Genomic DNA, 13,613 nt, shown 5'->3' on the forward strand with positions numbered 1-13,613 from the left:
CTGATTTGAAAAGCCCTAACAGGGCCAAATTGCAGGACCTTGCGAAAAAACTTCGTGGCGCATCTGCGAACCAGGCCGAATGGCGTAACGCTCGGCTAGGCCAGCGTTGATTTCCAGGACCGCATAAACCGAATCGCCGCCTTCGATTGGGCTCAGATCCCCCGGAATTGCACCTTCGTGCACACGCGTCACCGTGCCCGCGCGATCAACAAAGATCATATCAAGCGGAATCAGGGTATTCTTCATCCAGAACGCAACAGGTTGCGGCGGATCAAAAACAAACAGCATTCCAGATCTGTTCGGCATGCTTTCGCGAAACATCAATCCGCGCGATCGCTCTTTCGGTGTGATGGCCAGCTCAACGTCGAAGCGAACCTCTGCCAGATCATTTCGAAGCTCGACACGATCCGGACGGCATTCAGCCCGCGCGATCCCGCCAATCAAAAAACTCAGGAGCGCCAGTACGAAAGCCGTTCTCATCATTCAGAACCTAGTCGTTCAGGGCCGCTTCCCAGGCCAGAACCTGCGCGGCCATTCTTCCGCGCTTGCCATCAATGACCCGCATGGCCAGCGCTTCGCCCGGTTGCAGATCTGCCAACCCAGAACGACGTAGCACCTCGATATGCAGGAATACGTCTTCACTGCTGCCGAAAACATTGGCAAAGCCAAACCCTTTGCCCTTGTCGAACCATTTGACGCGCGCAGCCTCAAGCGGAGCGCTGCCGATCACGGTTGGATCAAGCTCGGCAAAATCGGCCAACATCATAGTTTCCGCGCGAACAGGCGGGTCAACACTGATCACTTCGACCGCTTGAACACCGCGATCAGTTTTGTGGGTCATGATCTCGATGCCGGCGCCATCCGCGACCGAGCTTTGCCCGAAGTTTCGCAGCACGTTGACGTGCAACAGAATGTCCGGGCCGCCTTCGTCAGACACAACAAATCCGTATCCCTTGGCGGGATCGAACCATTTTACGTGTCCACGGACGCGGTACATGCTGTTCAGATCTTCTGGCACTGTTTTCCCATTACGATAGGCAAGTCGTTAAGGGTTTCTTGTTTATGTTTTGGCTCGCAAATTCAAGCTGAAAAAAGCTATTGTCTGCAAACAGTTGCATTTCACGCAACGCGAACGTCATGGATTTAACCTCAGCACTTGCCAGTCGGAATCGACATTTTGTCGCTTCCACTGAAACCTGTCATGCAACCTGAAGGCACCATCGGCCCAGAACTCGACTTCGACAGGTGTTACACGGTATCCCCCCCAAAATTCAGGGCGAGGCGGGTTGGCACCCAACTTTGCGGTCACTTTAGCCACTTCGGCCATCAGGGATGCACGACTTTCCAGCGGTTGCGACTGGTGTGACGCCCAAGCACCCAAGCGGCTTTTGAGCGAGCGCGAGGCGTAGTACGCGTCCGCCTGCGGCCCATCTTCCTTGGTGATTGTACCACGAACACGGATTTGTCGCCGCAAAGATTTCCAATGCATCACAAAAGCCGCTTTGTGGGCGCTGTCCAACTCCTGAGCCTTGGCGCTGTGATAGTTCGTATAGAAAACAAACGCGTCCTTCTCGATTTCCTTCAGCAGAACCATACGGGCATTCGGCAAACCTTCCGGGTCCACGGTTGCCAAAGCAATCGCATTAGGATCATTCGGTTCGGTCTTTTCTGCCTCGGCCAGCCACCGATCCGCGATTTCAAACGGATCAGCCCCGGCGAAGATGCCATTATGCTCGTTCATTTCCATCCCCAGGAAACAATTAACATGACCCTAAGGCGAGAACCCGCTGCGGGCAAGAGCGCATGGCCTTGAAGCAGGACAATCAATGGCATAAACCAACCGAACACAATGCGACGACAGGCGGAGAACCGAAGATGTCAAATCAGTTGATGGCCGGAAAACGCGGCCTCATCATGGGACTGGCCAATGACAAATCAATCGCATGGGGTATCGCCCGCGCCTTGTCCGACGCCGGGGCCGAGCTGGCCTTTTCCTATCAGGGGGACGCCCTGAAAAAACGCGTCGATCCATTGGCGGCGCAGCTGGGCAGCGAGATCGTTTTGCCCTGTGACGTCAGCGACGAAGAATCAATTAATGAACTCTTCAGCGCGCTCGAAAAGAAATGGGGTAAACTGGATTTCGTCGTCCACGCCATTGGCTTTTCTGACAAGAACGAATTGCGCGGGCGTTACGTCGACACGTCGCGCGCGAACTTTAACCTGACGATGGATGTTTCGGTCTACTCTTTCACCGCCGTTATGCAGCGCGCGGAGAAAATGATGAACGAAGGCGGCAGTGCGATCACCCTCACTTATTACGGCGCTGAACAGGTCATGCCACACTACAATGTAATGGGTGTTGCAAAAGCCGCCCTTGAGGCATCCGTAAAGTATCTGGCCGAGGATTTGGGCAAAGACGGCATTCGCGTGAATTCGATCTCGGCAGGCCCGATCAAAACGCTCGCGGCCAGCGGCATCGGCGATTTCCGTTATATCATGAAGTGGAACGAGTATAACTCGCCCCTGCGCCGGAATGTGACCATCGATGATGTTGGTAAATCGGCCCTGTATCTGCTGTCTGATCTCAGCAGCGGAGTGACAGGTGAAAATCTGCACGTGGATTCAGGCTATCACATCGTCGGGATGAAAGCCGTCGACGCGCCGGACGTTGAAAAAGGATAACAGACCATGAGCGCCAAGGACCGCCTGCCACACGAAAAAGGCTTCCACATCAGCTGGGATCAGATTCATCGCGACTCGCGCGCTCTTGCGTGGCGTCTGGATGGGCAAGGACCAGATGATGGCGCTTGGCGTGCGGTCGTGGCAATTACACGTGGCGGCATGGCCCCCGCGATGATCGTCAGCCGCGAACTGGATATCCGTACGGTCGATACTGTCAGCGTGAAATCCTATCATCATCAGGCGCAGGGCGAAGCAGAAATTCTCAAAGCGCCCAATGCTGATCTGATGGGTGATGGCACCGGTATTCTGATCATCGACGATCTGGTCGATAGCGGCAAAACGCTGGAACTGGTGCGCGATATGTTCCCCAAAGCGCATTTCGCGACCGTATACGCCAAGCCTAAAGGCCGTCCGATGGTAGACACCTTCATTACCGAGGTCAGTCAGGACACATGGATTTTCTTCCCATGGGACATGGCCCTGCAATATGTCGAACCCTTTCGGGGAACCGATTAATCAAGCGTTTCAACTAAGCGCTGTAATCACGGACTCACCATGACAATGACCCGCACTGCCGCCACCTTTGCCCCTCCGGTGATGGAGGCACGCCGTTGGCTGGACGGGGTCGAGTTCGCAGTTGACCGTCCGTTGATCAATGTCAGTCAGGCGGCTCCGGTCGATCCGCCCCCGTTAGCGCTGCGGCAAGCAATGGCCGAATTCGCGGTCGAGCAGGACAGCGCGCATCTATACGGCCCGGTTCTGGGCAACGATGACCTGCGGTCCGAACTCGCAGCTCAGATCAGCGCACATTATGTGGCTGAGGTAACGGCGAATCAGATCGCAATCACCTCGGGCTGCAATCAGGCCTTTTCAGCCGTGATTTCGGCAATTACCGATCAGGGGGATGAGGTGATCCTTCCGACCCCTTGGTATTTCAATCACAAGATGTGGCTGGATATGGCTGGGGTAAAAACCGTTGATTTGCCCACAGACGATGATTTGCTTCCCGATCCGGAACGCGCCCGCGCCCTTATCACCGAAAAGACACGGGCGATTTCGTTGGTGACGCCGAACAATCCCGGTGGTGTCGAATACCCTGCGGACTTGGTGCGCCGCTTCTATGATCTTGCGCGGGAAACGGGGCTTCGTCTTTTGGTTGACGAAACCTATCGCGATTTCGACAGTCGATCAGGCGCGCCTCATGACCTGTTCCAGCAATCGGGTTGGGACGATACGTTTGTCCATCTCTACTCGTTCTCAAAAGCCTACCGCCTGACCGGTCACCGTGTCGGCGCGATTTCAACCAGCCCCGCCCTGTTGGCGGAGATCGAGAAATTTCTGGACACGGTCGCAATCTGCCCCGGCCAGATCGGCCAGTTTGCCGCGCTTTGGGGCATGCGGAACTTGACCCAATGGGTTGCGGGTGAACGAGATGAAATTCTCGACCGAAGAGCGGCCATCGCGGAAGGAATGCCACGCCTTGAAGACAAAGGCTGGCGTCTTTTGGGACTTGGCGCTTACTTTGCCTACCTCGAACATCCCTTTGGCATCGCTTCCGACGAATTGGCCCGGCGGCTGGTACCCGAGGCAGGTATACTGCTTTTGCCGGGTACCATGTTCATGCCAGAGGGCGATTCCGCGGGAAAGCGGCAGGTTCGTGTAGCATTTGCCAACCTCGACCGCGCCGGTATCGCGCAATTGTTCGACCGATTGCAGGGCTTGTCCTTCTAAGCTTGCCCCCCGGCTGCACGCATCGTATTCAGGGCCGCAACCGACTGGGCAGACATTTGCCGACAAAACCAAGAGGGCACCATGGCCGCAGGCATGAAAAACCTATCCAAAACCTTTGTCTGGATTCTCATGGGTCTTTTGATGCTGGGCCTTGCGGGCTTTGGCGCCACCAGCCTGACCGGAACCGTTCGTACGGTTGCGCAGGTCGGTGATGAAAGCGTTTCGGTCGACGCGTATTTTCGTGAGCTTCAGCGCGAGATCCGGGCCGTCGAAGCGCAAACCGGACAGGCAATGCAGATTTCGCAGGCACATGATCTTGGCCTCGATCAACTTGCCCTTTCGCGCCTGATCGCGCTGGCCGCAATCGATAACGAGGTCGGACAGCTAGGCATTTCGATCGGTGACGAGAACCTGCAGGAGGAGATTGTACAGATACCGGCGTTCCAAGGTGTAAACGGTACATTCGACCGCGAAGCCTATCGCTTTCAGCTGGAACAGGTCGGAATGACCGATTCCGAATTCGAATCGGATCTGCGCAAAGAATCTTCACGCACCATCGTTCAGGGTGCGGTCATGAGCGGTGTTGAAATGCCCCGTACGCTGACCGAGGCTTTGTCGAACTATGTGCTAGCCCGCCGCAGCTTTACCGTGGCGACCCTGTCTGCCGACCTTCTCGAAACGCCCGTGGCCCAACCCACAGACGCGCAGATTCAGACATATTACGATGAGAATACCGATCAGTTCACCCTGCCCCGCACCAAGCAACTGACCTACGCCATTCTGTCGCCCGACATGCTGCTCGACACGATCGAAGTGGACGAAGATTCTCTGCGCCGTCTATACGACCAACGCGCTGACGAATTTTTCCAACCCGAGCGCCGCTTGGTCGAGCGTCTGCCCTATCCCAGCGAAGATTCCGCAACCGAGGCGCTGGCACAACTTGAAGTTGGCGGGGCCGATTTCGAACAGTTGGTCCGCGAACGTCAGCTTGAGCTGAGCGATGTTGATCTGGGCGATGTCACCCGTGAAGATCTGGGCGATGCAGCCGACGCCGTGTTTGCCGCCGAGATCGACGATGTGGTCGGCCCGCTTCCCACGGTGTTCGGCCCTGCCCTGTTCCGGATCAATGGATCGCTGGCCGAGAACAATGTCAGTTTCGAAGACGCCGAACCCGAACTTCGTGCAGAACTCGCCGCCGACCGAGCGCGCCGTCAGATCGAAGCACAGGCCGAAGACATCAACGACCTGCTTGCAGGTGGCGCAACACTGGAAGAACTGGCCGGTGAGACCGAGATGGAACTGGGTCAGATCGACTGGACCCAGCAAAGCGACGATGGCGTCGCCGCGTATGACGGCTTCCGCGCAGTGGCTGAGGCTGTGCAAGAAGGTGATTTCCCAGAGGTCGCGTTCCTTGAAGATGGTTCGATCTTTGCGCTGCGCTTGAATGAAGTGCTAGAGCCGCGCCCGGAACCTCTGGAAAGCGCCCGTGACCGTGTCGCCGAGGCATGGCTGCAGGTAGAAACTGCGAAAGCGCTGCAAAATCAGGGCAACACGGTTCTGACCCAGCTGGCAACAGATGGCGACTTTACCGCCACAGGCCTGCCCTTCCGTGTCGAAAATGCGCTGACACGTACCGCATTCCTCGAGGATGTTCCCGTGGACTTCATGACTCAGGTGTTTGAAATGGACCCTGGCGAGCTGCGTGTCATTCCCGGAAACGGTAACGCCCTGATCGTGCGTCTGGATGAAGAGCTGCCTCCGGCGGAAACCGATGAGCAACGCCAGATGCAGGATGCACTGGCTGCGCAATTGAGCCAGGCGCTGGCGCAGAACATCTTTGACATCTATGTGCGCAATGCCCAGACACGCGCACGCCCTGTGCTGGATCAGCAAGCGCTGAACGCGGTACGGGCCAGTTACTAAAAGAGACAGAACATGGCCCTGACCCCGGATTTCGAAAGTTTCGCGCGCGCTTATGATGCGGGCGAAAATCAGGTCGTCTATACCCGCCTCGCCGCTGATCTGGATACGCCGGTTTCACTGATGCTGAAACTGACAGGCGCTCAGAAAGACGCCTTCATGCTCGAGTCGGTAACCGGGGGTGAAGTGCGTGGGCGCTATTCGATCATCGGAATGAAGCCCGATCTGATTTGGCGCTGTCAAGGCGAGACATCGGCCTTGAACCGATCAGCCCGCTTCGATGCCGAGGCGTTCGAGCCACAGGATGGCAACCCGATGGACAACTTGCGCGCCTTGTTGGCTGAAAGCCGCATCGCGCTTCCCGATGACCTGCCGCAGGCCGCCGCTGGCCTGTTTGGCTATCTGGGCTACGACATGGTCCGGTTGGTGGAATACCTGCCGGATGTGAACCTTGACCCGTTGGGCCTGCCCGATGCGATCATGCTGCGCCCCTCGGTCATTGCTGTGTTGGACGGCGTCAAAGGCGAGGTTACCGTGGTGTCGCCCGCCTGGGTCAGCGAGGGGCAAACCGCCAAAGCCGCCTATGCGCAGGCTGCCGAGCGTGTGATGGATGCCGTGCGTGATCTTGAGCGTGCCATGCCGGCCGAGACGCGCGATCTAGGTGACGCAATTGAAGTTGGGGCTCCTGTCTCTAACTTCACCAAATCGGGCTATATGGAAGCCGTTGAAAAGGCCAAGGAATATATCCGTGCGGGTGATATCTTTCAGGTCGTCCCGGCCCAACGCTGGACACAGGATTTTCCACAACCGCCATTTGCCCTCTACCGCTCGCTGCGGCGTACCAACCCATCGCCATTCATGTTCTATTTCAACTTCGGCGGCTTTCAGGTCGTAGGCGCAAGCCCAGAAATCCTGGTGCGCGTCTTCGGCAATGAGGTCACGATCCGCCCAATCGCGGGTACCCGCCCGCGTGGCGCGACGCCCGAAGAAGACAAGGCCAACGAAATCGACCTGCTGGCCGACAGGAAAGAACTGGCCGAGCACCTCATGTTGCTGGACCTGGGCCGCAATGACACCGGGCGTGTTTCTAAGATTGGAACCGTGCGTCCTACCGAAGAGTTCATCATCGAGCGCTACAGCCACGTGATGCACATCGTATCAAACGTGGTCGGTGAACTGGCCGAAGACAAGGACGCATTGGACGCGTTCTTTGCCGGGATGCCCGCAGGCACGGTATCAGGCGCGCCCAAAGTGCGCGCGATGGAGATCATCGACGAGTTGGAGCCTGAAAAGCGCGGCATCTACGGTGGCGGTGTCGGGTATTTCAGCGCAGGCGGCGACATGGATATGTGCATCGCGCTGCGGACGGCCATTGTGAAAGACCACAAACTGTATATCCAAGCTGGAGGCGGCGTTGTCTATGACAGCGACCCCGAAGCGGAATACATGGAGACCGTCCATAAATCGAACGCCATTCGCCGCGCGGCTGCGGATGCGGCGCGGTTTACAGGCAGCGGAAACAGCTAGTGGGGTGGCGGATGGTCGCTGCCGTCACCCGTCCGTCAGCGATCCGGCATCGCCCTGCTGGACTTCTTTCATCATCACGGCAGAAATTGGGGCCATCGCCACGCGGCTGCCGCGATCCTCAAGCCCCCACAGCAACAGAGCCGAGATCGTCTCGGGACGCAGACGACCCAGCATCACCACGGCACCTTCCTGTCCGGCGCGGAAGGCTGCCTGATCCAGAAAACGCCGCATGATCTTGGGGTCCTGTTTGGCACCATCGAAATCGCGGAACACTACGCTGGATGGAATGCCGTTGCGCGCTGCAAGCTTTTGCGCTGTGTTTAGACCATTGTCCTGCGTCACCAGCCCGCGCCCGGTATCTCCGGCAATCGCCGCAACCTGATCAGCCAGCTTTCGGTTGCCCTGAATGCCGCTTCCGACACCTTCCAGAATGCCAACGGTTTGAGGCAATTGATCCAACCACACCGACAACGACACCTCAGCGTCCTGAGCACTGGCGGCTTCGTGCATGTCAACCAAGGCCAATACTTCAAATCCAGCCTCGCGATGACGGGCCATTTTTTCCGCTGCATTCGGGTCAGACGGGCTGACGGCAAAACTTAGCGGGTATGGGAAATCCTGCAACGCCTCGGCCCCAAAAGCCCCTTCATCATCGATCAGAATGATCGACATCAATGGCTTGGATTCTGGATTTTCGAAGGTGGCAGCATGTGCTTCGATGGGCTTGGCCACCACTTCTGGAGTAATCACGGCTTGTTCGACGGGCGGGTCATCCCTCTCGGTTAGGGGCACGACACGCTTGCCGATCAACGAACCGGAACCTGTGGCCCCCTCTCCGCCAATTTGCGGCAGGGTCAATACGCGCGGCTGACGTACAGGGCGGGTATCTTCTTCACCCTCAACCGCGATTGGATTTTCATCAGGCACGGGTTCCGCTTCCTGAGCCTCTGGAGCTGCATCCGGCACATCCGCGATCTCAGGCTGCAAGGCAGCGACCTGAGGGGCCTCGTTGGGCGTTTCTTCCGCAACCTGCGGTTCCGGGGCTTCCTCGGGCGCAGGCGCTGCTGGAGCGTCCGCGAGCGCTGCCGGTTCGGCTTCCTGTTGTGGCGAGGTTGGTTCGGCAAGTGGATTTGGCGGTGCCGCGGGCGCTTCGGTTTGAACGGTCACGTCAGAAGATGAGATCGCTGCAGGTGCCTCGGCTACGGTCGGTGCTCCACCCGCCTCAGGACGGGCACCGGGCTCAAGCTCGATACCTGCCAAGCCATCCAGCGAATCTGATGATAGATCGGGGGTTTCAGGGCCGGATGGTGGCAACTCAACCAGATCAGCATCGGCATTGCTTTCTTCAACTTTCGCAGCCTCCAGGGGCTGCGGAGTATCAGCCACTTCGGGCGCTGTTGCCGTCACATCTGGTTTACGTGACAAAGGAGTTGTCAGCGAAAGAACCGCGCCCAGTGCCAATACCGAGACCGCCCCGGCGATCACTCCACCGTAAAATCCGCTCATCGAAATCTCGCCTCTCGCGTTGTTTCGTGCCTCATCCACCCAGACGCCATCTTCCGCGGCGCTCACCCGCACGGTGTCAAGTTGGGTATGTCCTCTTGACGCTGCCGCACAAGCCTGAGCATGTATGTCCCGACATTATACCGCGCTCAGGGACTGCATCGCCAGCCCGAAATGCCCATAGGAAGATAAGTGCCCAAATGCTGCTGCTGATCGACAACTATGACTCGTTTACCTACAACCTCGTTCATTATCTGGGTGAGCTCGGGGCCGAGATGGTCGTGCGCCGGAATGACGCGCTGGATGTGCAGGAAGCAATGGCGATGAACCCGGCTGGTATTCTGCTCAGCCCCGGCCCTTGTGATCCCGATCAGGCGGGTATCTGTCTGGCCTTGACCGAAGCCGCGGCCGAGACGCAAACACCGCTGATGGGGGTCTGTCTGGGGCATCAAACCATCGGTCAGGCATTTGGCGGCAAGGTTGTGCGCTGTCATGAGATCGTGCACGGGAAAATGGGCACGATGAAACACACCGGCAAAGGTGTATTCGCTGGCCTGCCCTCGCCCTTCGAGGCCACCCGGTATCATTCGCTTGTCGTAGAACGCGAAAGCCTGCCCGATTGCCTTGAGATCACCGCCGAGCTTGAGGATGGCACGATTATGGGTCTGCAGCACAAAGAACTGCCGATCCACGGCGTCCAGTTTCACCCGGAATCCATCGCGTCCGAGCATGGTCACGCCCTGCTCAAGAACTTCCTGAACGAAATGAAAGTCCCCGCATGAGCGACGCTCTGAAACCTCTGATCGGTGCTGCGGCCGATCGACCTTTGACCCGTGCCGAGGCTGAACAGGCCTTTGGCATCCTCTTTGATGGGGCCGCCACGCCCAGCCAGATCGGCGGGTTGCTGATGGCAATGCGCACGCGCGGCGAGACGGTCGAGGAATACGCCGCCGCCGCTGCCGTAATGCGCGCGAAATGCAATGCAGTGAAAGCTCCCGCTGGCGCGATGGACATCGTTGGCACGGGGGGCGACGGCAAAGGAACACTCAATATCTCGACAGCCACGGCTTTTGTGACGGCTGGCGCCGGTGTCACCGTTGCAAAACACGGTAATCGGAATCTGAGCTCGAAATCCGGCGCAGCAGATGCTCTTGGGCAGCTTGGTATTAACGTTATGGTTGGCCCGGAAGTTGTTGAAAAAGCGCTGAAAGAAGTCGGTATCGGTTTCATGATGGCCCCGATGCACCACCCGGCGATCGCCCATGTCATGCCCTCGCGGCAAGAACTGGGTACGCGCACGATTTTCAACATTCTGGGGCCCCTAACCAACCCCGCCGGAGTGAAGCGCCAACTGACCGGTGCGTTCAGCCGCGACCTGATCCGCCCGATGGCCGAAACTCTGGGTCTGCTTGGGGCTGAACATGCCTGGCTAGTCCACGGCTCAGACGGTACGGATGAGCTTACGATCACCGGGGTCAGCTGGGTCGCATCAGTTGAGGACGGCGTTGTCAAAGAGGTCGAGCTTCACCCCGAAGATGCAGGCCTTCCGGTGCATCCGTTCGAAGATATCATCGGCGGCACGCCCGAAGAGAACGCGGTCGCCTTCCGCGCCCTGCTGGATGGGGCACCTTCAGCCTACCGCGACGCGGTGTTGCTAAACTCGGCAGCGGCGCTGGTCGTTGCAGATGCGGCACGCGATCTGCGCGAGGGCGTTTCGATGGCCACAGAAAGCATTGATAGCGGCAAGGCCCGTGAAAAGATCACCGCGCTGGCGCGCATTACACAGGAAGCCGCATGACCGAGACCGTTCTGGACAAAATCAAAGCGTACAAGCTGGAAGAGATCGCTGCGGATAAGGCGCATAAGCCTCTGGAAACACTAGAATCTGAGGCACGGAACGCACCCGAGGTACGCGGTTTTGCCGAAGCCCTGCATTCGGCTATGCGCAAGGGGTACGGATTGATCGCCGAGGTCAAAAAGGCCAGCCCGTCCAAAGGTCTGATCCGCGCTGATTTCGATCCGCCCGCGCTTGCCAAAGCTTATGAAGAGGGCGGCGCGGCTTGCCTGTCGGTTCTGACCGACATGCCTAGCTTTCAGGGCGACAAATCCTTTCTGACCGAAGCGCGCGCGGCCTGTTCGTTGCCAGCATTGCGGAAGGACTTCATGTACGACCCCTATCAGGTGGTCGAAGCGCGTGCATTGGGTGCGGATTGCATCCTGATCATCATGGCATCGGTCAGCGATGCACAGGCCGCCGAGCTTGAGCAAACCGCGTTTGACTGGGGCATGGATGTTCTGATCGAAGTCCATGACGCAGACGAGCTTGAGCGGGCATCGCAGCTGAAAAGCCCGCTGATCGGGATAAACAACCGCAATCTCAAGACCTTCGAGACGAATCTTGATACAACTCGTCATCTGTCAAAGCTGGTTCCAGCGGATCGCACGATCGTCTGCGAGAGCGGCCTGAGCACTCCGGCGGACCTCGCAGATATCGCCCGCTACGGTGCGCGCTGTTTCCTTATTGGTGAAAGCCTGATGCGTCAGGATGATGTAGCTTCGGCAACTCGAGCACTGCTCGCCAACCCGCTCATTCCCGGAGTGATGTGATGCCGCTGACCCATTTTGATGCCAAAGGTGAGGCCCATATGGTGGATGTGTCCGACAAGGCTGTCACTGACCGGGTTGCGGTTGCATCTGGATACATCAAGATGGCGAAGGAAACCTTTGATATCATTTCAGAAGGACGCGCTAAGAAAGGCGATGTTCTTGGTGTTGCCAGACTTGCGGGCATAATGGGCGCCAAGAAAACGCCTGACCTGATACCTCTGTGTCATCCGCTACCCGTGACCAAAGTCGCCATTGAACTGAGCTTAGACCCGAACCTTCCCGGCGTTCAGATTGAAGCGACTGTAAAAACTTCGGGCCAGACCGGCGTAGAGATGGAAGCGCTGACAGCAGTCTCGACAGCCGCACTGACGGTTTACGATATGGCGAAGGCCGTGGACAAATCGATGGAGATCGGCGGCATTCGTGTTCTACTGAAAGACGGCGGAAAATCAGGGCGTTACGAGGCATCATGATCTCGGTTGAAGAAGCGCGGGCTCTGCTGTTCGATCTGGTCTCACCGCTGCCCGCAGAAACGGTTGCCCTTGCCGAGGCTGCCGGTCGTATCCTGGCAGAAAACGTTGCAGCAACGCGTGATCAGCCGCCCTTTGCTGCGTCATCGATGGATGGGTACGCCGTCAGGGCGGCCGAAGTCGAACTGCATGCAATGTTCAAAGTGGTTGGCGAAGCAGCGGCCGGACGTCGCTTTGCTGGAAGCGTCGGACCCGGCCAAGCTGTGCGGATATTCACTGGTGCGCCTGTGCCGGATGGTGCAGATTTCGTCGTCATACAGGAAGATGTCGACCGACGCGGTGATCTGATCACCATAACCCACGCCCCCGGTGAAAAGGCCAATATCCGCCCTGCGGGGATCGATTTCAGCATCGCTACGCAGATCACGGCCCCACGCCAACTCAGACCCGAAGATGTTGCATTAATGGCAGCGATGAACATCGCTTCGGTCCCTGTGACCCGCAAACCCGTGGTTGCATTAATCTCAACCGGTGACGAACTGGTGATGCCCGGAGAAACACCCGGCCCCGATCAGATCATCGCCTCAAATACCTTTGGTCTTAAGGCGTTACTGGAAGATGCTGGCGCAAAAGTTCGTGTACTTCCTATCGCACAAGATACCATAGCGTCATTAGAAACAGCTTTTGGCTTGGCACAGGGCGCTGACCTTGTGGTGACAATCGGAGGGGCGTCGGTTGGCGAGTACGACCTGGTTGCAGATGTCTCGGAAGGTCTTGGGCTGAAGCAATCGTTCTACAAGATTCGCATGCGACCGGGTAAACCTCTGATGGCCGGGCGGCTTGGGGGTGCTGCAATGGTCGGTCTACCCGGAAATCCGGTCAGTGCCATGGTGTGCGGTTACCTGTTCCTCATCCCAATGGTGCGCCGCATGTTGGGGATTGAACAGGCCCTACAGCCATTCCAACGCGCCCGCCTTTCTGCCCCGCTCGGAAAAAATGGCCCGCGTGAGCATTATATGCGGGCGGTGTTGGACAACGGCGGCATCCGCGCCTGTGATGATCAGGACAGCTCGCTGCTGAGTGTTTTGGCGCAAGCCAATGCACTGTTGGTACGCCAACCACACGATCCCGCACGCGAGGCCGGGGATGAGGTCCTTTACCTGCCGATCTAGC

14 protein-coding genes are annotated in these 13,613 nt (G+C 57.8%); 10 read left to right on the plus strand and 4 right to left on the minus strand.

Annotated features, from left to right (window positions below; all coding sequences use genetic code 11):
- Positions 1-15: 15 nt before the first annotated feature.
- The 3 genes from ACR0JG_RS11460 to pdxH all read right to left on the minus strand — a co-directional run bounded on the left by ACR0JG_RS11460 (position 16) and on the right by pdxH (position 1,741).
- Positions 16-483, minus strand: coding sequence for a DUF192 domain-containing protein (locus tag ACR0JG_RS11460; RefSeq protein ID WP_170392984.1), 468 nt, complete (start codon positions 481-483; stop codon positions 16-18).
- Positions 484-490: 7 nt separating this feature from the next.
- Positions 491-1,018, minus strand: a complete 528-nt coding sequence (locus ACR0JG_RS11465; protein WP_170392983.1) for a cold-shock protein — start codon at positions 1,016-1,018, stop codon at positions 491-493.
- Between the two features lie 117 nt (positions 1,019-1,135).
- Positions 1,136-1,741, minus strand: coding sequence for a pyridoxamine 5'-phosphate oxidase (pdxH, locus tag ACR0JG_RS11470; protein WP_170392982.1), 606 nt, complete (start codon positions 1,739-1,741; stop codon positions 1,136-1,138).
- Positions 1,742-1,875: 134 nt separating this feature from the next.
- Here pdxH and fabI point away from each other — a divergent pair, with 134 nt between their 5' ends.
- The 5 genes from fabI to trpE all read left to right on the plus strand — a co-directional run bounded on the left by fabI (position 1,876) and on the right by trpE (position 7,860).
- Positions 1,876-2,682 carry an enoyl-ACP reductase FabI gene (gene fabI, locus ACR0JG_RS11475; RefSeq protein WP_170405951.1) on the plus strand — a complete coding sequence of 269 codons (807 nt, stop codon included), beginning with the start codon at positions 1,876-1,878 and terminating at the stop codon, positions 2,680-2,682.
- A gap of 6 nt (positions 2,683-2,688) precedes the next feature.
- Positions 2,689-3,198, plus strand: coding sequence for a xanthine phosphoribosyltransferase (gpt, locus tag ACR0JG_RS11480; protein ID WP_480569831.1), 510 nt, complete (start codon positions 2,689-2,691; stop codon positions 3,196-3,198).
- A 39-nt stretch (positions 3,199-3,237) separates the two neighbouring features.
- On the plus strand, positions 3,238-4,413 hold the full coding sequence (locus tag ACR0JG_RS11485; RefSeq protein WP_170421806.1) for an aminotransferase: 1,176 nt from the start codon (positions 3,238-3,240) through the stop codon (positions 4,411-4,413).
- 81 nt (positions 4,414-4,494) lie between these two features.
- On the plus strand, positions 4,495-6,336 hold the full coding sequence (locus ACR0JG_RS11490) for a peptidyl-prolyl cis-trans isomerase (protein ID WP_480569834.1): 1,842 nt from the start codon (positions 4,495-4,497) through the stop codon (positions 6,334-6,336).
- 12 nt (positions 6,337-6,348) lie between these two features.
- Positions 6,349-7,860 carry an anthranilate synthase component I gene (gene trpE, locus ACR0JG_RS11495; protein ID WP_480569837.1) on the plus strand — a complete coding sequence of 504 codons (1,512 nt, stop codon included), beginning with the start codon at positions 6,349-6,351 and terminating at the stop codon, positions 7,858-7,860.
- 24 nt (positions 7,861-7,884) lie between these two features.
- Here the strand turns inward: trpE and ACR0JG_RS11500 are convergent, their stop codons facing one another.
- Positions 7,885-9,366 carry a divergent polysaccharide deacetylase family protein gene (locus ACR0JG_RS11500; RefSeq protein WP_480563189.1) on the minus strand — a complete coding sequence of 494 codons (1,482 nt, stop codon included), beginning with the start codon at positions 9,364-9,366 and terminating at the stop codon, positions 7,885-7,887.
- 197 nt (positions 9,367-9,563) lie between these two features.
- On the opposite strand from ACR0JG_RS11500, the gene ACR0JG_RS11505 reads away from it, so the two are divergent.
- The 5 genes from ACR0JG_RS11505 to ACR0JG_RS11525 are packed head-to-tail and all read left to right on the plus strand — an operon-like array spanning position 9,564 to position 13,612.
- Positions 9,564-10,145 carry an anthranilate synthase component II gene (locus tag ACR0JG_RS11505; RefSeq protein ID WP_170392975.1) on the plus strand — a complete coding sequence of 194 codons (582 nt, stop codon included), beginning with the start codon at positions 9,564-9,566 and terminating at the stop codon, positions 10,143-10,145.
- Positions 10,142-11,161 (plus strand): anthranilate phosphoribosyltransferase, encoded by a 1,020-nt coding sequence (gene trpD / locus ACR0JG_RS11510; protein ID WP_170421815.1) that lies wholly within the window; start codon positions 10,142-10,144, stop codon positions 11,159-11,161. The genes ACR0JG_RS11505 and trpD overlap by 4 nt, the downstream gene beginning before the upstream one ends.
- The gene (gene trpC / locus ACR0JG_RS11515; protein WP_480569840.1) at positions 11,158-11,970 is read left to right on the plus strand and encodes an indole-3-glycerol phosphate synthase TrpC; all 813 of its coding nucleotides are present in this window, start codon (positions 11,158-11,160) and stop codon (positions 11,968-11,970) included. The genes trpD and trpC overlap by 4 nt, the downstream gene beginning before the upstream one ends.
- Positions 11,970-12,443 carry a cyclic pyranopterin monophosphate synthase MoaC gene (moaC, locus tag ACR0JG_RS11520; protein ID WP_170421818.1) on the plus strand — a complete coding sequence of 158 codons (474 nt, stop codon included), beginning with the start codon at positions 11,970-11,972 and terminating at the stop codon, positions 12,441-12,443. The genes trpC and moaC overlap by 1 nt, the downstream gene beginning before the upstream one ends.
- Positions 12,440-13,612, plus strand: a complete 1,173-nt coding sequence (locus ACR0JG_RS11525; protein ID WP_480569843.1) for a molybdopterin molybdotransferase MoeA — start codon at positions 12,440-12,442, stop codon at positions 13,610-13,612. Before moaC ends, ACR0JG_RS11525 begins: the two co-directional genes overlap by 4 nt.
- Position 13,613 lies beyond the last annotated feature (1 nt).

This window comes from Ruegeria sp. AD5, from assembly GCF_056542345.1.

Excerpts from the sequence above, each read along its gene's own strand:
- trpD (WP_170421815.1), top strand. The coding sequence starts at position 10,142 with ATGAGCGACGCTCTGAAACCTCTGATCGGTGCTGCGGCCGATCGACCT.
- pdxH (WP_170392982.1), bottom strand. The coding sequence starts at position 1,741 with ATGAACGAGCATAATGGCATCTTCGCCGGGGCTGATCCGTTTGAAATC.
- trpE (WP_480569837.1), top strand. The coding sequence starts at position 6,349 with ATGGCCCTGACCCCGGATTTCGAAAGTTTCGCGCGCGCTTATGATGCG.
- ACR0JG_RS11525 (WP_480569843.1), top strand. The coding sequence starts at position 12,440 with ATGATCTCGGTTGAAGAAGCGCGGGCTCTGCTGTTCGATCTGGTCTCA.
- fabI (WP_170405951.1), top strand. The coding sequence starts at position 1,876 with ATGTCAAATCAGTTGATGGCCGGAAAACGCGGCCTCATCATGGGACTG.
- gpt (WP_480569831.1), top strand. The coding sequence starts at position 2,689 with ATGAGCGCCAAGGACCGCCTGCCACACGAAAAAGGCTTCCACATCAGC.
- trpC (WP_480569840.1), top strand. The coding sequence starts at position 11,158 with ATGACCGAGACCGTTCTGGACAAAATCAAAGCGTACAAGCTGGAAGAG.
- moaC (WP_170421818.1), top strand. The coding sequence starts at position 11,970 with ATGCCGCTGACCCATTTTGATGCCAAAGGTGAGGCCCATATGGTGGAT.
- ACR0JG_RS11505 (WP_170392975.1), top strand. The coding sequence starts at position 9,564 with ATGCTGCTGCTGATCGACAACTATGACTCGTTTACCTACAACCTCGTT.
- ACR0JG_RS11500 (WP_480563189.1), bottom strand. The coding sequence starts at position 9,366 with ATGAGCGGATTTTACGGTGGAGTGATCGCCGGGGCGGTCTCGGTATTG.
- ACR0JG_RS11485 (WP_170421806.1), top strand. The coding sequence starts at position 3,238 with ATGACAATGACCCGCACTGCCGCCACCTTTGCCCCTCCGGTGATGGAG.
- ACR0JG_RS11460 (WP_170392984.1), bottom strand. The coding sequence starts at position 483 with ATGATGAGAACGGCTTTCGTACTGGCGCTCCTGAGTTTTTTGATTGGC.
- ACR0JG_RS11490 (WP_480569834.1), top strand. The coding sequence starts at position 4,495 with ATGGCCGCAGGCATGAAAAACCTATCCAAAACCTTTGTCTGGATTCTC.